General features: G+C 71.5%; 21 protein-coding genes and 1 tRNA gene. 18 read left to right on the forward strand and 4 right to left on the reverse strand.

The features are described 5' to 3' along the window. Positions 1-23: 23 nt before the first annotated feature. From hemC to QO010_RS16395, 9 genes are all read left to right on the forward strand, one after another. Complete coding sequence (hemC, locus tag QO010_RS16355) at positions 24-947, forward strand: hydroxymethylbilane synthase (RefSeq protein WP_307350864.1); 924 nt, start codon at positions 24-26, stop codon at positions 945-947. Continuing rightward, entirely contained in the window at positions 944-1,633 is a 690-nt protein-coding gene (locus QO010_RS16360) for a uroporphyrinogen-III synthase (protein ID WP_307350866.1), read from the forward strand. Before hemC ends, QO010_RS16360 begins: the two co-directional genes overlap by 4 nt. Before the next feature lie 22 nt (positions 1,634-1,655). Next, positions 1,656-2,561, forward strand: a complete 906-nt coding sequence (locus QO010_RS16365) for a COG4223 family protein (RefSeq protein WP_307350868.1) — start codon at positions 1,656-1,658, stop codon at positions 2,559-2,561. Then, entirely contained in the window at positions 2,558-4,123 is a 1,566-nt protein-coding gene (locus QO010_RS16370; RefSeq protein ID WP_307350869.1) for a heme biosynthesis protein HemY, read from the forward strand. The genes QO010_RS16365 and QO010_RS16370 overlap by 4 nt, the downstream gene beginning before the upstream one ends. Before the next feature lie 97 nt (positions 4,124-4,220). After that, positions 4,221-4,553 carry a DUF6481 family protein gene (locus QO010_RS16375; protein WP_307350871.1) on the forward strand — a complete coding sequence of 111 codons (333 nt, stop codon included), beginning with the start codon at positions 4,221-4,223 and terminating at the stop codon, positions 4,551-4,553. Between the two features lie 271 nt (positions 4,554-4,824). Continuing rightward, a tRNA-Thr gene (locus QO010_RS16380) sits at positions 4,825-4,900 on the forward strand. Positions 4,901-5,028: 128 nt separating this feature from the next. After that, positions 5,029-5,700: a DUF2306 domain-containing protein gene (locus QO010_RS16385; RefSeq protein WP_307350872.1), complete on the forward strand. Its 672-nt coding sequence runs from the start codon at positions 5,029-5,031 to the stop codon at positions 5,698-5,700. Next, a complete protein-coding gene (locus QO010_RS16390; protein WP_307350874.1) occupies positions 5,697-6,524 on the forward strand; it encodes a LytTR family DNA-binding domain-containing protein in 828 nt (275 codons plus the stop codon). The genes QO010_RS16385 and QO010_RS16390 overlap by 4 nt, the downstream gene beginning before the upstream one ends. Before the next feature lie 48 nt (positions 6,525-6,572). Then, the gene (locus QO010_RS16395) at positions 6,573-7,250 is read left to right on the forward strand and encodes an AprI/Inh family metalloprotease inhibitor (RefSeq protein ID WP_307350877.1); all 678 of its coding nucleotides are present in this window, start codon (positions 6,573-6,575) and stop codon (positions 7,248-7,250) included. Here QO010_RS16395 and QO010_RS16400 read toward each other — a convergent pair. Beyond that, entirely contained in the window at positions 7,226-7,993 is a 768-nt protein-coding gene (locus QO010_RS16400) for a winged helix-turn-helix domain-containing protein (RefSeq protein ID WP_307350878.1), read from the reverse strand. The two genes, QO010_RS16395 and QO010_RS16400, sit on opposite strands and share 25 nt — an antisense overlap. Positions 7,994-8,145: 152 nt before the next feature. Here QO010_RS16400 and QO010_RS16405 point away from each other — a divergent pair, with 152 nt between their 5' ends. From QO010_RS16405 to QO010_RS16425, 5 genes are all read left to right on the forward strand, one after another. Further along, positions 8,146-9,972: an outer membrane protein assembly factor BamB family protein gene (locus QO010_RS16405; RefSeq protein WP_307350879.1), complete on the forward strand. Its 1,827-nt coding sequence runs from the start codon at positions 8,146-8,148 to the stop codon at positions 9,970-9,972. 61 nt (positions 9,973-10,033) lie between these two features. Further along, positions 10,034-10,156 carry a hypothetical protein gene (locus QO010_RS16410; RefSeq protein WP_307350880.1) on the forward strand — a complete coding sequence of 41 codons (123 nt, stop codon included), beginning with the start codon at positions 10,034-10,036 and terminating at the stop codon, positions 10,154-10,156. Between the two features lie 57 nt (positions 10,157-10,213). Continuing rightward, a complete protein-coding gene (locus QO010_RS16415) occupies positions 10,214-11,131 on the forward strand; it encodes an NAD-dependent epimerase/dehydratase family protein (RefSeq protein WP_307350883.1) in 918 nt (305 codons plus the stop codon). Next, a complete protein-coding gene (locus QO010_RS16420; RefSeq protein WP_307350885.1) occupies positions 11,128-12,075 on the forward strand; it encodes a peptidylprolyl isomerase in 948 nt (315 codons plus the stop codon). Before QO010_RS16415 ends, QO010_RS16420 begins: the two co-directional genes overlap by 4 nt. Beyond that, positions 12,075-12,809: a phosphodiester glycosidase family protein gene (locus tag QO010_RS16425; protein ID WP_307350887.1), complete on the forward strand. Its 735-nt coding sequence runs from the start codon at positions 12,075-12,077 to the stop codon at positions 12,807-12,809. Before QO010_RS16420 ends, QO010_RS16425 begins: the two co-directional genes overlap by 1 nt. Here QO010_RS16425 and QO010_RS16430 read toward each other — a convergent pair. Then, positions 12,806-13,252 (reverse strand): MAPEG family protein, encoded by a 447-nt coding sequence (locus QO010_RS16430; RefSeq protein WP_307350889.1) that lies wholly within the window; start codon positions 13,250-13,252, stop codon positions 12,806-12,808. The two genes, QO010_RS16425 and QO010_RS16430, sit on opposite strands and share 4 nt — an antisense overlap. Before the next feature lie 120 nt (positions 13,253-13,372). On the opposite strand from QO010_RS16430, the gene QO010_RS16435 reads away from it, so the two are divergent. The 3 genes from QO010_RS16435 to QO010_RS16445 all read left to right on the forward strand — a co-directional run bounded on the left by QO010_RS16435 (position 13,373) and on the right by QO010_RS16445 (position 15,793). Further along, positions 13,373-14,530: a saccharopine dehydrogenase family protein gene (locus QO010_RS16435; RefSeq protein ID WP_307350891.1), complete on the forward strand. Its 1,158-nt coding sequence runs from the start codon at positions 13,373-13,375 to the stop codon at positions 14,528-14,530. A 150-nt stretch (positions 14,531-14,680) separates the two neighbouring features. Continuing rightward, a complete protein-coding gene (locus QO010_RS16440; protein WP_307350893.1) occupies positions 14,681-15,202 on the forward strand; it encodes a hypothetical protein in 522 nt (173 codons plus the stop codon). 69 nt (positions 15,203-15,271) lie between these two features. Continuing rightward, complete coding sequence (locus QO010_RS16445) at positions 15,272-15,793, forward strand: hypothetical protein (RefSeq protein ID WP_307350895.1); 522 nt, start codon at positions 15,272-15,274, stop codon at positions 15,791-15,793. Positions 15,794-15,935: 142 nt separating this feature from the next. Here QO010_RS16445 and QO010_RS16450 read toward each other — a convergent pair whose 3' ends face one another. After that, positions 15,936-16,502: a hypothetical protein gene (locus QO010_RS16450; RefSeq protein ID WP_307350896.1), complete on the reverse strand. Its 567-nt coding sequence runs from the start codon at positions 16,500-16,502 to the stop codon at positions 15,936-15,938. 56 nt (positions 16,503-16,558) lie between these two features. Continuing rightward, positions 16,559-17,107 (reverse strand): SseB family protein, encoded by a 549-nt coding sequence (locus QO010_RS16455; protein WP_307350897.1) that lies wholly within the window; start codon positions 17,105-17,107, stop codon positions 16,559-16,561. A 74-nt stretch (positions 17,108-17,181) separates the two neighbouring features. On the opposite strand from QO010_RS16455, the gene QO010_RS16460 reads away from it, so the two are divergent. Further along, the gene (locus tag QO010_RS16460; protein ID WP_307350899.1) at positions 17,182-18,369 is read left to right on the forward strand and encodes a DNA methyltransferase; all 1,188 of its coding nucleotides are present in this window, start codon (positions 17,182-17,184) and stop codon (positions 18,367-18,369) included. Positions 18,370-18,375: the final 6 nt, after the last annotated feature.

Here is an 18,375-nt window from a genome sequence, read left to right on the forward strand (position 1 = left end):
GACCCCGAGGTAGACCGCCGGCCATGACCTCGCAACCGTTCGTCCGGATCGGCACCCGCGCCTCCAAGCTGGCGCTCACCCAATCGGGCATGATGCGGGACCGTATCGCGGCCGTCAGCGGCGGCGCCGAGCTGGTCCATATCACCACCACCGGCGACCGGGTGCAGGACCGCCGGCTGCTGGAAATCGGCGGCAAGGCCCTCTTCACCAAGGAGATCGAGGAGGCGCTGCTGGACGGCCGCATCGACTGCGCCATCCATTCGATGAAGGACATGCCGGCCGAGCTGCCGCCGGGCCTGGTCATCGCCGCCATCCCCGAGCGCGAGGACGTGCGCGACGCCTTCCTGTCGGTGAACTATGGCAGCCTGGAGGCCCTGCCCCAGGGCGCGCGCCTGGGCACCGCCTCGCTGCGGCGACAGGCCCAGACGCTGCACCGCCGGCCGGACCTGGAAATCGTCATGCTGCGCGGCAATGTCGACACCCGCATCGCCCGGCTGCACGAGGGCGTGGCCGACGCCATCCTGCTGGCCGCGTCCGGCCTCAACCGGCTGGGCCTGGGGGGTCAGGTCAGGAGCTTCATCGATCCCAACGACTGTCCGCCGGCGCCGGGCCAGGGCGCCCTGGCCATCGAGGTGCGGGTGGAGGACGCGGGCGCGCCCTGGCTGGACGCCGTCCGCTGCCGCGAGACCACCATCGCCGTGGCCGCCGAGCGCGGGGCGCTGGTCGCCCTGGAGGGGTCCTGCCGCACCGCCATCGGGGCCCGGGCCCAGCTCGAGGGCGACAGGCTGACCCTGCTGGTCGAGGCCCTGACCCCCGACGGCGCCCGGCGCTTCCGCCGGGCGGGCGAGGCGGTGCTGGGCTCGAGCCCCGAGGCCGAGGCCCGCGATCTGGGCCGGCGGCTGGGCGAACAGATCCGGGCCGAAGGCGGCGAGGCGTTGATCTATTGAGCGCGCGCCAGATCTGGATCACCCGGGCCCAGCCGGCCGCCGACGCCACCGCCCAGCGGGTGCGGGAGATGGGTCATGAGCCCCTCGTGGCGCCGTTGATCGAATTGGTCCCGATCGAGGCCCGGGTCGACCTGACCGGCATCGCCGCCCTGGCCTTCACCAGCGCCAATGGCGTGCGCGCCTTCGCCGAGGCGGAGGCCCGCCGCGACCTGACCGTCTATGCGGTGGGCGGGACGACGGCGGCGGCGGCCAAGGCGGCGGGTTTTCGCGGCGTGCTGACCGCCGACGGCGACGTCGCCGCCCTGGCCGAGCGCATCGTCTCGCGCAAGCGCGAACTGATGGGGGCGGTGCTGCACCCCGGCGCGGCCGAGCCGGCCGGCGACCTCTGCGGGGCCCTGATCGAAGCGGGCATCGAGGCCCGGCCGCTGGTGCTATACGAGGCGATCGATGTCGCGCCGGACGAAGCCCTGCTGGCCGCCCTGCCGGGGCTGGACGCGGTGCTGCTGCATTCGCCCCGGGCGGCGGGCATCCTGGCCGCCTTCCTGAAGAAACACCCGGCCCCGACCTTACGCGCCCTCTGCCTGTCGGGGGCCGTCGCCAGGCCGCTGGCCAAGGCCAGGCTGCGCCAGGTGGCCTCGGCGCCGTTTCCCATCGAAGCGGCGTTGCTTAATCTGATAGACAGGTGACTCGCAGCAGCACGATCAGGCCATGACCGACCCCGCCGATCCCGCCGACCTCACCCCGCCCGGCAACCCGGCCGCCTATCGCCGTGGCTTTCGGCCAGGACGCGCCTACTGGCTGGTGATCGCCTTTGGCCTGACCTGCGTGGTGGCCGGCATACTGGTGGCCAAGGCCCTGCCGGCGCTCTGGCCGGTCAAGCCCGGCCCCGACAAGGTCGCCGTCCCGGCCCCCGCCGCCGTGCCGCCCGCCGAAACCGACCAGATTCCCGCCGCCCCCAACCTGTCCGGCGGACCGCCCGTCGACGCCCCGCCTCCCTCGGCCGAGGTCGCCGCCCTGGCGGGCCGTGTCGCGTCCCTCGAAAGCATCCAGGCCCGCACGGCCGACGCCGCGGCCGCCTCACTGGCCGCCTCCAGCCTGGCCGAGGCCGCCCAGAATTCCGGCCCCTTCGACACCACCGCCCTGGCGGTGCTGGAGCGGATGCTGCCGATGTCGCCCGATCTCCAGGCCGTGCGCGACTTCGCCCGGACCGGCGCGCCCAGCCGCCCGGCCCTGGCCGCCGCCTTTGACGCCGCCGCCTCCCGCGCCGCCGTCGCCGCCCGCGATCCGGGCGAGCGGGGCGGTCTGGTGGCGCGGCTGAAATACGCCCTGGCCTCGATCGTCACCATCCGCCGGACCAGCGAGACCGGGACGGGCGCGGACGCCATCCTGGCCCGGGCCGAGCGCCAGGTCGGCGAGGGCAATATCGAAGGCGCCCTCAGGACCCTGGCCGCCCTGCCGCCCAAGGCGTCCGACGCCATGGCCGCCTGGCGCGAGAAGGCCCAGCGGCGGGTCGAGCTGGACCGCCGCGTGAGCGCCATCCGCAGCCAGGCCCTGCGCGATCTGCTGGCGGCCAGCCGGACTCGTCCCCCCTACAGCACGAGCGGAATTCCATGATCCGGATCGCCCTGGTCCTGGCCCTGGCGGCGGCGGTGGCCGTCGCGGTGCTCGGCGCCCGGGACCCGGGCGCGGCCCATATGATCTGGCTGGGCTACCGGGTCGACATGACCGCGGCGGCCGCGGCCCTGCTGACCCTGTTCGCCGCCCTGATGGCGACCATCCTCTGGCGCGGCCTGCTCTGGCTGCTCGAAGCCCCGGCCCGCGCGGCCCGCGGCCGCCAGGATGGGCGCCGCAAGCAGGGGGGCGAGGCCCTGACCCGCGGCTTCCTGGCCGCCGCCGCCGGCGACGGCTCCGAGGCCCGGCGCCTGGCCCAGAAGGCCGCCGACCTGGTCGACGACATGCCCCACCTGGTGCGGGTGCTGGCCGCCCAGGCCGCGGAAGCCGCCGGCGACATGCCCGCCGCCAAGGCCGCCTATCAGGCCATGATGGGCTTTCCCGACATGCGGCTGGCCGGGCTGAAGGGCCAGATGCAGATCGCCCTGGCCGAGGGCGACCGCGTCCAGGCCCTGCGCCACGCCCAGGCCGCCTATGGTCTGGCCAAGACCGCCCGCTGGGCCTGGCGGGCCCTGCTGGAATCCCGGCTCGAAGGCGGCGACTGGGCCGCCGCGCTGGAGCTGATCCAGGGGGCGCAGGAGCGCAAGATCGTCAGCCCCATCGTCGCCGATCGCACCCGCGCGGCCCTGCTGGCCGCCAGCGCCGCCGCCCAGGAGACCGCCCCCGACGAGCGCATGCGCAAGGACGCCCTGGACTACGCCACCCAGTCGGCGAAGCTGGCCCCCGACTTCGCCCCCGGCGTGGTCATGGCTGCGCGGCTCCTGGCCGCCGACGGCAAGGCCCAGCGCGCCGCCGGTCTGATCGAGACCGCCTGGGAAAAGGCCCCGCACCCGGCCCTGTGGCTGGCCTATCGCGACCTGCGCACCGACGAGACCCCGCGCGAGCGGGCCAAGCGGCTGGCCGCCCTGGCCGCCCGCAACCCCGCCTCTCGCGAAAGCCGCATCCTCAGCGTCGAGAGCGCCCTGATCGGCGGCGAGATCGGCCTGGCCCGCCTCTCGGCCAAGACCCTGGAAGCCGAACCCCTGACCGCCCGCCTGGCCGGGCTGATGGCCCGGGCCGCCCACGCCGCCGGCGCGACCGATGAGGCCCGCGCCTGGATCGCCCGCGGAGCCGCCGCCCCGCAGGAGCCGGACTGGTCCGACCTCGACCCCGAGGGCCGCGCCTTCGCCTACGCCCCCGCCGACTGGGCCCGGCTGGTCTCCAGCTACGCCGAGACGGGCGAGCTGATCCATCCCCGGCTGGAGCGCTCCGAGCGCGGCCTGTCGGACCTGCCCGAGCTGCCGGTGGGCTATGCCGAATCGGCCCCCTTCGTGCAGGCGGCCGAGACCGGGGCCCCGATCATGCCCATCCCGGACGACCCCGGTTTCGGTCCGGATTTCGGTTTCGACTATGTCGCCGCCCCGCCCGAGCCTGTGGCGCCGCCGCCACGTCCCGCGCCCAGAGGCGGCCGCCGTGCGGCATCGCCGCGTGGCGCCTCGACAAAACCGCCCAGAACCTCTAAGTAACCGCCGTTCCCCCACCGGCGCCGAATGCTGCCGTCGAACCCCTGTCACACAAGCGGGTTCTACTGGCCTGCACCCCGGCCCCACATCCGAAAGCCTCATGCCCATTTTTAACGAAACGAACTTCGCCGACCGCCGCAAGGCCTCCCTGGAAGCCAAGCAGGCGCTGCTCGCCAAGATGAAGGTGAAGCCGACCGTCACCGACCCCGATTTCGACAACCGTCACGCCGAGCGTGAAGCCGAACTGGAACGCGTCCGCGCCGAACGCGCCGCCGAAAAGGAAGCCTCCCGCCGCGCCCGCCTCGAAGCCGCCGAAGCGCTCCGCAAGGCCCGCAACAGCCAGATCAAGGAACGCAAGGCCTCCACCCGGGCCGAGCAGCAGGCGCGCAAGGAAGCGCGCATGAACGAGTGGAAGTCCCTCAGCGCGGGCTGATTGCCGCTGCGGTTCAAGTAAGAGCTCGAGTCCGCCACCACGGCCTCCCTTCCTCCTCGATGGAGGAAGGGCGGGGATGGTGGTGGGGGCAGTGCGTTTCCGGAAGAGTGCGGGGAGGCGCCCACGCCACCCTGAGCTTTTCGCCCAGGCTCCGAGCGCACACCACCAACCCTGCCCTTCCTCCATCGAGGAGGAAGGGTTCTCAGCAGGGCCAACGCTGAGGACTTGGCGCCCGCCCCCCCTCAGTCTAGATAGGCCCTCCCGGATAAAGGCCGCCTTAGCTCAGCCGGTAGAGCGGCGCATTCGTAATGCGTAGGTCAGGTGTTCGAGTCACCTAGGCGGCACCACCCTGCTTCACCCTCCGGGCTTCGCAGGGCAGGTCCTGCAAGGGCATTCGAAGCAGGGCCTATCCCCGCCATCCGCATTTCGTCCCACCGCGCTCGCCAGGCGCTATCCGGCAGGCCATGGCCGAGCCATGCAAAGCCTCTTCGCCCCCATCCTCACCCTCCACATCGCCGCCGGTATGACCGCCGTCGCCGTGGGCCTCGTCCCGCTGCTCACCCGCAAGGGCGCGCGGCTGCATCGCCTGTCGGGCCGGCTGTTCGCCGGGGTGATGGGGGTCCTGCTGGTCGCCGCCTGGACCCTGACCCTGCTGCGCTTCAACGCCTATTTCGCCGGCCTGACGGCCGCCGCCACCCTGCAGGTGTTTTCCGGCGTGCGGGCGCTTCGCCGCAAGCGGCCCGACATCAACCCGGCCGACCGGGCCAAGGCCATAGACTGGCTGGTCGCGCTGACCGCCATCGGGGCAGGGCTCTGGGTCTGGGCGGCGTTGCGCGCCGGCCCTGCCTCGCCGACGGACGCCATCGCCTGGTCGCTGGTCTGGGCGACGCTGACCTTTGGCGCCTACGACCTGTGGCGGTTCGCCCGGCCGGCGGCCTTCCCGGCTTTCGCCGACCTGTGGTTCTATGAGCATCTGGTCAAGATGCTGGGCGCCTATGGGGCGGTGATGTCCGCCTTCGCCGGCAACTTCCTGGCTTTTGGGCCGTCGCCCTGGAGACAACTTTGGCCGACGATCCTGTTCGAGACCCTGACCGTGTTGCTGATCGTCGTCTACGCGATCCGGCGCCGGCGGCCGGCCATCGCTTGAAGCGGCTTTGGGCCGCCGCCTGGCCCTGGCTGCTGGGCCTCTACGCCTATGTCGCCACCGTGCTGTCGGCCGCCTGGTTCCTGCGGCGGTGGGAGCGGGCGGTCGGGGAGCCGGTCAGCGTGGCGACCTCGCTGCTCTGGCAGGGCCTGGTCTACGGCGCCTGGCTGCCGGTCGCCGCGGTCCTGTGGCTGCTGTTCCGCCGGCTGGGCCTCAAGCCCGCCGCCCTGCTGGCTGTCGCGGTCCTCGGTCTGGTGAGCATTCCCGGCCACGCCCTGGTCGCCGCCCTGCTCGACGAGCGCTTTTCACCCTACAGCCGGGACCTGGCGGCGCGCATCGAGGGCCGCCTGCCGGTCGAGCTGCTGCTCTTCACCGCCCTGGCCGCGGCCGGGGCGGCGGCCCATCTGCACCGGCGCTCGGCCGAACTGGCCCAGGCCCTGGCCGGGGCGCGGGCGGCGCTGGCCGACGGCCAGGCGGCCCCGGCGCGGCCCGAGCGGCTGATGGTCAGCGCCGGCCGCCGGCGTATTCCCGTCGATCCGGCCGAGGTCGAGTGGTTCGCCTCGGCCGGCAACTATGTGGTCGTCCACTGGGCCGGGCGCGAAGGCCTGTTGCGCGAGACCCTGGGCGGGCTGGAGCAGCGGCTGGACCCCCGGGTGTTCGCCCGCAGCCACCGCTCGGCCCTGGTCAACCTGGGCAAGGTCGCCGCCGCGGTCGCCCTTTCGGACGGCGCCTGGCGGCTGACCCTGCAGAGCGGCGGCGACGTGGTGGCCAGCCGCACCCACCGCGACGCCATCCTGGCCCGGCTGGGACGCCAGACCTCGCCGTAGCGCGCGGCGGCGGTCGACAGAACCGGCCCGATGGGCGAGGCTGGCGCCATGAGATCGCTCCTCTTCGCCCTCGCCCTCGCCCTCCTCGCCTCTCCCGCCGCCGCGCTGCAGGCCCCCAAGGACTATGCCGGCAAATACACCCTCTCGGGCGTCTCGGAGGGCGCGGCGGTGTGCAAGCTGACCCTGACCGACGAGATGGCCATCGGGGGCTGGGGCGTGAGCCTGGCCAAGGACTGCTACGGCAAGTTCGGGCTGTCGCAGGACATCGCCGCCTGGACCGTGCTGCAGAACGGCTCGATCGCCTTCATCGACCCGCTGCGCAAGGTGCTGCTGCGGTTCGAGCCCACCGAGATCGGCGGCTATGTCGCCGAGCGGCCCGGCGCCGAGCCCATCGCCCTGGACCGGGACGTCAAGCCGCGCACCCTGACCGAACGCGAGCGGATGAGCGGAAACTGGGTGCTGACCGGCCTCGGCGGCAAGGTCATCTGCCGCTACGCCATGACCTCGAACAAGGCGGCCACGGCCGGGAGCCTCAAGGCCCAGGCCGGCTGTCCCAAGGCCTGGGCGCGGGTGACCCGCTGGGAGACCGCCAAGGGCCGGATCAGGCTGGTCACGGACGCCGGCAAGGCCGGCAAGCTGCTGCTGGCCCTGCCCGGCGACAGTATCCAGGGCTTTACCGGCGAGGACGCCAAGGGCGTCTTCTACGGCTTCTCCCGCGACGGGTGATCGCCGCGCAGGGTGGCGGCCAGGTCGGCCAGCTGGGCCTTGACCTTGGCCGGCAGGCTGGCCTCGAGCCCGAAGGCCGCGCCGCTCCAGATCACCGACGACCCCTCCTCGGCGGTCAGCACCAGGTAGGGCTGGCCGCTCCACAGCGTCAGGCGGGCGGTGAGCCGCACCGCCCCGGCGGGGATCGGCGCGCCGGGCGAGCGGCGGCGCAGACGCAGGCCCGCCTCCTGGCCGAGATCGGTCAGGATGAGGCCCGAGCAGGCCTGTGCCAGGGCGTCATAGGCCGCCTCGCCCGTGGCGTTTTCGACCGGTTCCACCACCACCAGCCGGGGTCCGGGTTTGAACAGTCTGTAGCCGCCCCATACGGCCACGGCCGCCAGGCCGGCGGCGGCCAGCGCCAGGACCTCGCGACGGCGCGGGTTTGAGGGATTGGCCTGGGCCGGGGCGATCAGCCGGTAGCCGGCCTTGGCCACCGTCTCGACAAAGCGTGGCTGGCGGGCGTTGTCGCCCAGCGCCCGGCGCAGATCGCCGATCACCACCGCCAGGCTGTTGTCGCTGACCTGCCGGCCCTGCCAGAGGCGCTGGATCAGCTCGGCCTGGGTGACCACCTCGCCGCGCCGCTCGCACAGCAGTTCCAGGGCCCGGGCGGCCCGGTGCTCCAGCCGCACCCGCGCCTCGCCCCGCCGCAATTCCTGGGCGGCCGGGGTGAAGATCCAGTCGCCCAACTCGTAGGTCTGAGGCACAGGCCCTCCCCGCCGTTTGAGCCGAGAATAGAGGCCGGGACGATCCGGTGGGAGCCGGAATCTGGCGGCCAGGAATTCCTCAGAACTTCTTTAGTTGGCCGGCGATCCTGACCAGCCAAGGCTCGTGGCTTCCAAGTCGCGGAGAGCCTGACATGAACCGGATACTGAAGCTGGCGGCGCTCCTGCTGGCCCTGCTGACGCCGCCCGCCGCCCTGGCCGGGCCGGCGACGATGTACCGGATCGACCCTCAGGGAACCGGCGTCCAGGATGTTCCGACCGCCGCCAGCTTCAAGGCCGTGCGCTTCGCCTTCCGCACTGGCGGCCCGATCCGGGGCGGCCCCACCCTCTCCGGCGGGGCCGTGCTGGTCGGCAGCGCCGATGGTAATCTCTACGCCCTGGACGCCCGGACCGGCGCCGAGCTTTGGCGCACCCCGGCCGGCGCGGGCATCGGCTCGACGCCGGCCGTGGCGGACGGCCTGGTCTATGTCACCACCCGCAGGAACCGCCTGCTGGCCGTCAGCGCCGCCGCCGGCAAGGTGCGCTGGAGCCGCGACCTGGGCGCCGACCTGGGGTCGCGCGGCCTCTGGGACTACTACACCTCTTCGCCGATCCTCCTGGATGGCGTCCTCTATGTCGGCAGCGGCGATGGCGGGGTCTATGCCTTCGACGCCCGCTCCGGGCGGCCGATCTGGCGCCATGACGCCGGGGCGCGGGTCAGGTCCGCGCCGGCGGTGACCGAGGCGATGGTGGTGTTCGGCGCCATGAACGGCCACGTCACGGCGGTGGACCGGCGGACCGGCCAGCGGGTCTGGGACTTCGCCACCGATGGCGCGGCGCTGAAATTCGCCGACTATGGCTACGATCCGACCTCGGTCATGGCCTCGCCCTCGATCTCGGGCGGGCTGGTGACGGTCGGCGCCCGCGACGGCCAGTTCTACGGGCTGGACCTGGCCAGCGGAAAGCTGGTCTGGAAGACCACCCATGACGGCAGTTCCTGGATCGCCCCGACCCTCATCGAGGGGGATCGGATCTTTGTCGGCAGCGGCAGCGCCGCCTTCCTCCAGGCCGCCGCCCTGAAGACGGGGGCGCAGGCCTGGCGGTTCCCCACCCTGGGGGCGGTGTTCGGGGCGCCCTGCCTGGCCGGCGGTGCGGTGCTGATCGAGGACAACGGCGGCTACCTCTATGCGATCGACAAGGCCGACGGCCACGAGCTGTGGCGCTTTGCCCTGGGCGACCGGTCCTTCTCGACCCCGGCGGCGGGCGGCGGGCTGGTCTATGCCGCCTCGGACGCCGGCGTGCTCTATGCGCTGGAGACCGGGACGGAGCCGGGACGGGTCTTCGCACGCCGCTATGTCTACGCGCCGGCCAAGGCGCCGAAGAACTTCCGCTGGTTCCAGAACGGCATCGACGTGGCCGTCCTCGACGCCTTCAAGGCGGCCGGTTATGAGCCGATCGACGAGACGGGGCTGATCGCGACTCTGGCCGACCCCGCCAGGGCGACCGGCAGCCTGATCGTGTTCGCCGAGAGCTACGCGCCGGCCCAGGTCCTCGACCCTGGCCGGGACGGCGCGCCGATCCGCCGCTATCTGGAGGCCGGCGGCCGGGTGGTCCTGCTGGGGCCCAACCCCGCCGCCCTGCGGTTCGACGAGACCGGGGCCCTCACCACACTGGACTATGCCCTGGCCGGTCCGGTGTTCGGTTTCCGCCTGCCGACGCGCGACTTCCACAACGGCTACTACGCCTCCCGGGTCACCGCCGAGGGCGAGCGATGGGGCCTTTCCGGCGGGCTGGTGACCGGGGCCGCCGTCGAGCCCGGCCAGGTCGACAGGGTTCTGGCCCTGGACGAGTTCGGCATGGCCAGCGAATGGGTGAAGACCTACGGGCCGGCCGGCGGCGCCCTGGTCCAGCTGGCCCCGCCCCGCAACCGGCTGACCGACATGACGCCCTACCGCCTGGCGGCGGAACATCCCCTGACCTGACCGGCCCCATCGCCGCCGTATTCGCCATGGCTAAATCCCCGCCTCCGGGGAGGAGACGGACATGGCCAGACTGGCGATCGTGATGATGAGCCTGGTGCTGCTGGGCGGTTGTGGAACCCTGTGCCTGGGCGACGGCAGCGGGCTGGACAAGCCGGCCGGGTCGAGCGTTCCCGAACCTCAATAGCCCCTTTGCCAGCAAGCCCCGGCGATGCCAGGAGAGGGCTTCGCGGGGAGATTCGTCATGCGCGTTCTGCTGACCGGTTCGTCAGGCTGGCTGGGCCAGACTCTGGGGCCGCGCCTGCGCGCCGCCGGCCATGAGGTGGTCGGACTGGACCCCAATCCGGGGCCAGAGACGCAGGTCGTCGGGTCGGTCGCCGACCGGGCGCTGGTCCGCCAGGCGATCGGCGATCATCGCATCCAGGCCATCATCCACGCCGGCGCCCTGCACAAGCCCGATATCGAACGCCACGGACGGGCCGACTTCATCGCCGTCAATGTCGACGGGACGCTCAATGTGCTGGAAGAGGCCGTGACCCAGGGCGTGGGGCGGCTGGTCTTCACCTCGACCACCTCGCTGATGATCTCCGAGCGGATTCGGGCCGGGGTCAGGGGCGGCGCCCGGCGGGCCGAGTGGCTGACCGAAGCCTCGCCCACCGAGCCGCGCAACATCTACGGGATCAGCAAGCTGGCCGCCGAACAGCTCTGCCGGCTGGTCCATCGCGAGCACGGGCTGCCGGTGGTGGTGCTGCGCACCTCGCGCTTCTTCCCCGAAGAGGACGACATGGCCCATGAGATCGTCCAGTCGGCCGACAACACCAAGACCAACGAACTGCTGTTCCGCCGCCTGACCGTCGAGGACGCCGCCCGGGCCCACGAACTGGCCCTGGACCAGGCGCCGGACCTCGGCTTCGACACCTTCATCGTCTCGGCGACGCCGCCGTTCGTTCCGGATGACGCCGAGGCGCTGATCGCCGACGCCCCGGCCGTGGTCGCCCGCTATTTCCCCGCCTATCCGGAAATCTACCGGCGGCTGGGCTGGACCATGTTCGACAGCATCGACCGGGTCTACGATCCCGGCCACGCGGCGCGGCGGCTGGGTTTCGTGTGCGAGACCGGGTTTGGCGAGCGGCTGGCGCAACTGGCGGGGGAGACGGCATGAGACTTTGGCGATCGATGGCGGCCCTGCTGGCGGCGGCGATGCTGGCGGCCGCCGGGCCCGCGCCGGCTCAGGACAGCCTGTCGGCCGACAATGGCGTCGCCGCCAAGGTCAATGGCGAGGCGATCAGCACCTATGACCTGGTGCAGCGGATGCGGCTGCTGGTCCTGCTGTCGGGCCTCAAGCCGGACGAGCAGACGGTGGGCTGGCTGCAGCGCTTCGCCCTGACCGGCCTGATCAACGACCGGCTGAAGACCCAGGAGTTCGCGCGGTTCCGGCCGTTGTCGGAGCTGGACGGCGATATCGACGACCAGATCAGGGCCATGGGGCGCGGCGATCCCGCCCGGGTGCTGGGGCCGCTGGGCCAGGACGGCGTGCAGGCCGACTCGCTGCGGGCCTATCTGCGCGGCCAGATCGCCTGGGCCAACCTGGCCCGGGGACGGCTCGGCGGGCGGGTGCAGATCGGCGAGGCCCAGGCGGCCCAGGCGGCGGCGACGCTGAACGACCCCGCCACCGCCAAGGTTCGGCTGACCGGCCTCTTCCTCAGCGACCTTTCCACCGGCGACCGGGCCAGCGGCCTGGCCATGGCCGCCCAGCTGGCCGCCCAGATCCGGGCCGGCGCCAGCCTGGAGGGTCTGGGCGGGGCCTTCTCCGACATGTCGCCCTACACCGCCGGTCCGGATGGACGCTGGATGACCATCGACAGCCTGGACCCCGAGGTCGCCGCCGCCATCGCGGCCGCCCCGCTCGGCGCGCTGGGCGAGCCCATCGAGACCCGCGAGGGGGTGCTGCTGCTGGTCGTGCTCGAGCGCTATGAGCCGGGCGGCGGAACGCCTCCCAACGTCACGGCGGAAACGATGGCCGGACTGCTGAAGGAGGACCGGCTGGCCTCGCTGGCCGGCCGCTATCTGCGCGACCTGAAGTCCTCGGCCGAGATCAGCCCGTGATGCGGGGCCTGCTCCTGGCCCTGGTCCTGCTGGCCGGCTGCGGCAGCGCCCCGGCCGAGCCGCCGGTTTGTAAGTTGCAGCGGTTCGAGAATGCCGGCTTCACCGTCTGCCGCTATGACCCCGCCGAGAGCGAACTGAAGCTGGCCCTGGACGAGCCCAAAGGTCCGCTCGGCGGACTGGCGGCCCTCAAGACCGCCCTGGGCGCCGACGCCGGCCGCGTCCAGTTCGCCATGAACGGCGGCATGTACGACCCCGACCAGCGGCCGGTCGGCCTCTATGTCGAAGCGGGCAAGCGCCGCAAGCCCGCCAGGCTGTGCGACGGCCCCAGCAACTTCTGCCTCAAGCCCAATGGCGTGTTCTGGACCGCCGAGGATGGGACACCGCATCTGGACGAGACCTCGCTGTTCATCGCCGGCAACGCCAGCCCGCGCTGGGCGACCCAGTCCGGCCCGCTGCTGGTCCAGGCCGGCAGGCTGCACCCGAAAATCTCCCCCGACGGTCCCTCGCGGCTGATCCGCAACGGCGTCGGCGTCTGCGGCGGCAAGGCCCTGTTCGTGGTCAGCGAAGACCCGGTCTCGCTCGGCAAGCTGGCGCGGTTCTTCCGCGACGGCCTGAACTGTCCCGACGCCCTGCATATCGACGGCACGGTCTCCAGCCTCTGGGCCCCCAACCTGGGACGGATGGACGGGCGGACCGATCTGGGGCCGCTGATCGTGGTGCTGAGGCGGCCCTAGAAGGGCAGGTTCCAGCCGAACACCTGGGCCGCCGTGCGGACCAGCAGGGCCAGCAGCACGAACGAGCTGATGGTGAAGACCAGGAAGCGGATCGGGATGATGTTGGCCGTCGCCTGGATCAATGAGTGAACCACACGGAGCGCGACATAGGCCCAGGCCAGATGCAGGCTCCACAGGTCCGTCGCGCCGGCCAGCTGGGCGGCCAGGGCCAGGGCGTAGAAGACGGTCGGCTGTTCGTGCAGGTGGTTGAAGTTGTCGGCGACCCGGGTGACCCGCGGCGGCAGGGCGTTGACCGGACGGCCCTGGCGGACGTCCTCCAGATTGACCTGGTATTTGCGCATTGCCGGGATGCGGGCGGCGTAGAGCCACAGCTGCATGAACAGGGTCCAGGCGATCAGCGCCAGGACCGGGGCGATCATCCCGTGTCCGAAGAAGAATTCCATAACACCCTCCCGTGTTGGCGGCAGGTTGCGGGCAACCGTCCTTTCGGGCAAGACCGGATCGGCTATTGGCTTACGTCGTAAATAATATACGGTGCGCCCCGCACAAAGGGAGCGCGCGCCATGAAGGCCCAGGCTGAGTTCGACATCATCGTCTACGGAGCCAGCGGCTTCACCGGCCGGCTGGTCGCCGAATATCTGGCCAAAACCTACGGGATCGGCGGACCGGTGAAATGGGCCATGGCCGGGCGCTCGGCCGACAAGCTGGCCCAGGTGCGCGACGAGATCGGCGCGCCGCCGGAGACGCCGCTGGTGGTCGCCGACGCCGCCGATCCGGCCTCGCTGGCGGCCATGGTCGGGCGAACCCGGGCGGTGCTGACCACCGTCGGCCCCTACCAGCTCTACGGCTCGGCCCTGGTGGCCGAATGCGTCAAACAGGGGACCGACTACCTGGACCTCTGCGGCGAGCCCAACTGGATGGCCGAGATGATCAAGGCCCATGACGCGGCGGCCAAGGCCAGCGGGGCGCGGATCCTGTTCTCCTGCGGCTTCGATTCCATCCCCTTCGAGCTGGGGGTGTTCTGGGCCCAGGGCCTGGCCAGGGAGAAGTTCGGCCATCCCGTTTCGCGGGTGAAGGGCCGGGTGCGGGCGATGAAGGGCGGGCTGTCGGGCGGCACCGCCGCCAGCGGCCGGGCGACCATGGCCGCCATCCAGGCCAACCCCGCCCTGCTCGGCGTCATGATCAGCCCCTTCGCCCTGACCCCGGGCTTCGTCGGCCCCGACCAGCCGCGCGGCGACAAGCGCGAGATGGACGAGGACCTGGGGGCCGAGGTCGGGCCGTTCATGATGGCGATGATCAACACCAAGAACGTCCACCGCTCCAACGCCCTGCAGGGCCACGCCTACGGGACCGACTTCGTCTATGACGAGATGAGCGTCATCGTCCCCGGCGCGCCCACCGAATTCACCGACATGGGTGGCGAGGACGGCCCCAAGCCCGGCGAAGGCCCCAGCCTGGAAGAGCGCGAGACCGGCTTCTACGACCTGCTGTTCATCGGCATCGACAAGGACGGCCAGCAGGTGCGCGGCTCGGTCTTCGGCGACAAGGACCCGGGCTACGGCTCGACCTCCAAGCTGATCGCCGAGACGGCCATCTGCCTGGTGCAGAAGGGCGGCGGCGTCGCCGGCGGCGTCTGGACCCCCGGCGCGGCCCTGGGCCAGACCCTGCTGGACCGGCTGCACGCCATCGCCGGCCTGACCTTCATCGACGAGACGGCCTAGGGGCCGGGATCGAAGAGAGGGAATCTCGGAGGCGGGAGCTTTCACGCCCTCCATTTTCCTCCCGTGGTCCCTGGCGAAGGCCAGGGATTGCCGGGGGTTCGGGGATCGGCGTTCGGCGTGCTAGGCTCGCCCTTCTACGGAGGACAGCGCATGAAGTCCCTGACCTTCTTCGCCCTCGCCGCCGCCCTGGTTCTGGGCGGCTGCTGGGAATCCAACACGCTGCTCCTGGATTCGAGCCAGGGCGACCGGCCGCTCGCCGACGGCCGCTATGCCAGGGCCGGCGCCGGGCTCAGCGACGAGATGACCGTCCGCTGGCTTGGCAATGGTCTCTACCAGGTGACCCGGGAGGCCGAGGACCCCAGCCTGATGACCTTGATCCTGCTGAGCGAGATCGACGGACGTCCGGCCTATGCCGCCGCCCTCTCGGCCAGCGGCTGCAGCAGTGTCGCGGCCTGCAGAAGCTGGGACTATGCGGTGGTGTTCGTCGACAAGGGCCGCGTCCTCCTGGCCACGCCCGACTGCCAGGGCGACGTCGGGCTCGCCCGCAAGTACCAAGCCCGGATCATAGAGGATGGCGAAGTCTGCCTCTTCGGCGAACAGTACAACCTGCTCGGCGCCCTGACCGAGTTCGCCCACGCCCCAGGCAAACTCGAGGAGTATGTCAGCCACTGAGGCGGCGGACCTCGAAGGACGAGATGGTCCGATCGTGCTAGGCTGAGACTTCCACAGGAGGCTCGGGCCATGCTCTCCCGCACGCTGCTCGCCCTATCGCTTTGCCTGGCCCTCGGCGGCTGCTGGCAGTCCGACGTCCTGCTGCTCGACCCGGCGGCAGGCGTCCGCGCCTTGCCGGACGGGACCTGGGTCAAGGTCGGCGAGGCGCCCACCGAGCCCCAGAGCATCGTCTGGAAGGGCGGCGGCTGGTACGAGCTGCAGGACGAGGGCGACATCGTCGCCTTCACCCTCACCCCGCTAGGGACTATCGGCGGGCGGCAAGCCTATGCCGGGGCGATGGCCGAGGATGGCTGCCAGAACGGCAATAACGACGACTGCGAATGGGATTATGGCGTGGTGTTCGTCGAGAACGGCCAGGCCCTGGTCGCCGCCCCGGACTGCAAGAAGACCGCCGCCCTGGCCCAGGAATTCGGCGCCGCCCCCGCCCAGGGCGGCGATGTCTGCAGCTTCAGCTCGGGCGACAGGCTCAAGGCGGCCCTGGCCGAGTTCGCCAAGGCGCCGGGCAAGCTGGATCGGTATGTGAAGCGGTAGCACCCATCCTTAAATCCGCTCATCCCCGCGAAAGCGGGGACCCAGGCTTTTTGTGTTTGGGGCGGTTCTGACAGGCTTGGGCGGCTGCAATACCGCAACGAAAAACACCTGGGTCCCCGCTTTCGCGGGGATGAGCGGGTTGTTAATTCACCTTCGGCTCGCCGCCGACCAGATACAGCGCCGCCTCGTAGTCGCCGCCGAAATCCACCCGGGTGATCTCCTGGGTCAGGTAGGCGGCCGGGATCGGCTCCCAGACCGCGTCGGGGCCGATCTCGCGCAGGGCGACCTTGCCGCCGTCGACCTCGAGGATCTTGCCGATCCAGCAGACGTCGGGGTCGGTCTTTTCCAGATGCACGGTGACCAGCGGGAAGGCCTGGCCGGCGGTGACCAGCAGTTCCTCGATATTGGCCACCGAGACCGGCGGCTGTTCGGGCAGTTTCTGGCCCCGCGCCTTCAGGGCCGCCTCGACGAAGTCGGCATAGGGGTCGGGCTCGACGGCGGTGACGTCGGACAGGCGGAAACACTCATAGCCGTCCAGCCGGATCGAGCCGTTGACCAGGGCCAGCAGCACAAGGCCGGGACCGACGGCGATGACATAGCCGGCGATCTGGGCCTCCTCGAACCGCCGCGACAGCCGGATCAGCCGCCGCTCGCGCATGGCCTCCATCAGCTGGGTGGTGCGCTCACCCAGATTCGCCTTCGCGATCATGCCCCACTCCTTGGCTCAAGCCCTGAGATAGCGAGTTTGTCGGCGAGGCGACACCATTAGCCTTGCGGCGATCCAGCGCGGGCCCGCGGGGGCGGGACGCCGGCCAGGATGCCCACCACCTGCTGGGGGCTCCAATAGACATGCGGATCGACCCCCCAGTTGAGGGCGACAGGGCTGTCGGCGGCCATCTTCAGGGCGTCGCGCCCGCTGAGCGCGATATAGCCCTGTGCGACCCCCTTCAGAACCGGCAGCCGGTCCAGACTGGAGTAGAGGGCCAGGGCCCGCCGGCCGTCCGGCAGGAAGACATGCCAGGCCTGAACGTCGCGAGGTCCGGGCTTGATGACGCCCTCCAGGGCCGATCCCATGGTGGTGGGGATATAGACCTTGGTGGTCAGCAAGGCGGTTTCCAGCCTTTGTCCGGCCTCCAGGCTGCCGGGTCGGCGGGCGGCGTCGACGAGGGCCTGCTCCAGGGGATTGGCCGGCTTGATGAAGGTCCGGTCGTCCAGCTTGGCGACCATCCGCTCGGTGGGCGGCGCCGGCGGGGCGCCGGGGCCGCAGCCGCCCACAACGGCCAGGCAGCCCAGCGCCAGAAGCCAACTCGCCAATCTCTTCACCACCGCGCTTCTCCAGGCCGACCCCCATGCTGGCGCCGGCGCGGCGCGCGGTCTAGCCTGCCGCCGTGCCACTCGCCGCCCGCCAGCGATCCGCCGACATCACCGCCGAGCTGGCGGCCTTTCGTCAGGGCGGCCAGGCGACCCGCGTCACTGTGCGCGACGGCTTGCCGATCTTCGAGAACGCCTTCTGGACCGCCCGCCAGCGGCAGGGCCATCCGCTGCACGAGGTCAGCTATCGCGGTTGTTTCAAGCCACAGCTTCCCGCCTTCTTCATCGAGCGGCTGAGCCGGCCGGGCGAGACTGTGCTGGACCCGTTCATGGGCCGGGGCACGACCCCGCTGCAGGCGGCGCTGATGGGCCGTTCGGCCGTGGGCGCCGACATCAACCCGCTGGCGGCGATGCTGGTGCGGCCCCGCCTCGCCCCGCCCAGCCTGGAGGCGATCGCCGAGCGGCTGGAAACGATAAACTGGCGGCGGCGGATCAAGGCGCCGGCTGAGCTGCTGGTCTTCTACCACCCGGGGACCCTGGCCGAGCTCTGCGCGCTGCGGGCCCATCTGCTGGACCGCCCGGATCTCGATCCCGTCGACGACTGGATCCGCATGGTGGCGGTGGGCCGCCTGACCGGCCATTCGCCCGGCTTTTTCTCGGTCTACTCCCTGCCCCCCAACCAGGCGGCCAGCGCCGCCGGCCAGGCGCGGATCAACGCCAGGCTGGGCCAGACCCCGCCCCGCCGCTCGGTCCCCGAACTGATCCTCAGGAAGTCGCGCGACCTGCTGAAACAGGGCGGGCCGCCGCCCGGCGAGCATCGGCTGCTGACCGGATCGGCCGAGGCTTTGGACATCGCCGACGGGTCGGTCGATCTGGTCGTCACCTCTCCGCCCTTCCTGGATGTGGTGCAGTACGCCCGGGACAACTGGCTGCGCTGCTGGTTCGTCGGGGTGAAGGCCGAGCGGGTCCAGATCGCCATGCACAGGGGCCTTACCGACTGGAGCGCCTTTATCGGCCGGACCCTGGCCGAGCTGGGCCGCGTGGTGCGCCCCGGCGGCCATGTCGCCTTCGAGGTCGGCGAGGTGCGCAAGGGGACGGTGGAGCTGGACCGGCTGGTGGTCGCGGCCCTGGCCGGCCTGCCCTTCGAGCCGCTGGGGGTCGCGGTCAACCGCCAGGCCTTCACCAAGACCGCCCAGGTCTGGGGCGTGGGCAACAACCGCGTCGGCACCAACTCCAACCGTATCGTCCTGGCCCGCCGGCTGTAGATTGAG

This window comes from Caulobacter ginsengisoli (assembly GCF_030814835.1).
Taxonomy (GTDB): domain Bacteria; phylum Pseudomonadota; class Alphaproteobacteria; order Caulobacterales; family Caulobacteraceae; genus Caulobacter; species Caulobacter ginsengisoli.

What these genes read in the sequence shown, in the direction of transcription:
- QO010_RS16365 (WP_307350868.1), top strand. Translation starts at nt 1,656, where the DNA reads ATGACCGACCCCGCCGATCCCGCCGACCTCACCCCGCCCGGCAACCCG.
- QO010_RS16395 (WP_307350877.1), top strand. Translation starts at nt 6,573, where the DNA reads ATGAGATCGCTCCTCTTCGCCCTCGCCCTCGCCCTCCTCGCCTCTCCC.
- QO010_RS16435 (WP_307350891.1), top strand. Translation starts at nt 13,373, where the DNA reads ATGAAGGCCCAGGCTGAGTTCGACATCATCGTCTACGGAGCCAGCGGC.
- QO010_RS16430 (WP_307350889.1), bottom strand. Translation starts at nt 13,252, where the DNA reads ATGGAATTCTTCTTCGGACACGGGATGATCGCCCCGGTCCTGGCGCTG.
- QO010_RS16425 (WP_307350887.1), top strand. Translation starts at nt 12,075, where the DNA reads ATGCGGGGCCTGCTCCTGGCCCTGGTCCTGCTGGCCGGCTGCGGCAGC.
- QO010_RS16415 (WP_307350883.1), top strand. Translation starts at nt 10,214, where the DNA reads ATGCGCGTTCTGCTGACCGGTTCGTCAGGCTGGCTGGGCCAGACTCTG.
- QO010_RS16410 (WP_307350880.1), top strand. Translation starts at nt 10,034, where the DNA reads ATGGCCAGACTGGCGATCGTGATGATGAGCCTGGTGCTGCTGGGCGGT.
- QO010_RS16370 (WP_307350869.1), top strand. Translation starts at nt 2,558, where the DNA reads ATGATCCGGATCGCCCTGGTCCTGGCCCTGGCGGCGGCGGTGGCCGTC.
- QO010_RS16405 (WP_307350879.1), top strand. Translation starts at nt 8,146, where the DNA reads ATGAACCGGATACTGAAGCTGGCGGCGCTCCTGCTGGCCCTGCTGACG.
- QO010_RS16450 (WP_307350896.1), bottom strand. Translation starts at nt 16,502, where the DNA reads ATGATCGCGAAGGCGAATCTGGGTGAGCGCACCACCCAGCTGATGGAG.
- QO010_RS16420 (WP_307350885.1), top strand. Translation starts at nt 11,128, where the DNA reads ATGAGACTTTGGCGATCGATGGCGGCCCTGCTGGCGGCGGCGATGCTG.
- QO010_RS16385 (WP_307350872.1), top strand. Translation starts at nt 5,029, where the DNA reads ATGCAAAGCCTCTTCGCCCCCATCCTCACCCTCCACATCGCCGCCGGT.
- hemC (WP_307350864.1), top strand. Translation starts at nt 24, where the DNA reads ATGACCTCGCAACCGTTCGTCCGGATCGGCACCCGCGCCTCCAAGCTG.
- QO010_RS16440 (WP_307350893.1), top strand. Translation starts at nt 14,681, where the DNA reads ATGAAGTCCCTGACCTTCTTCGCCCTCGCCGCCGCCCTGGTTCTGGGC.
- QO010_RS16375 (WP_307350871.1), top strand. Translation starts at nt 4,221, where the DNA reads ATGCCCATTTTTAACGAAACGAACTTCGCCGACCGCCGCAAGGCCTCC.
- QO010_RS16445 (WP_307350895.1), top strand. Translation starts at nt 15,272, where the DNA reads ATGCTCTCCCGCACGCTGCTCGCCCTATCGCTTTGCCTGGCCCTCGGC.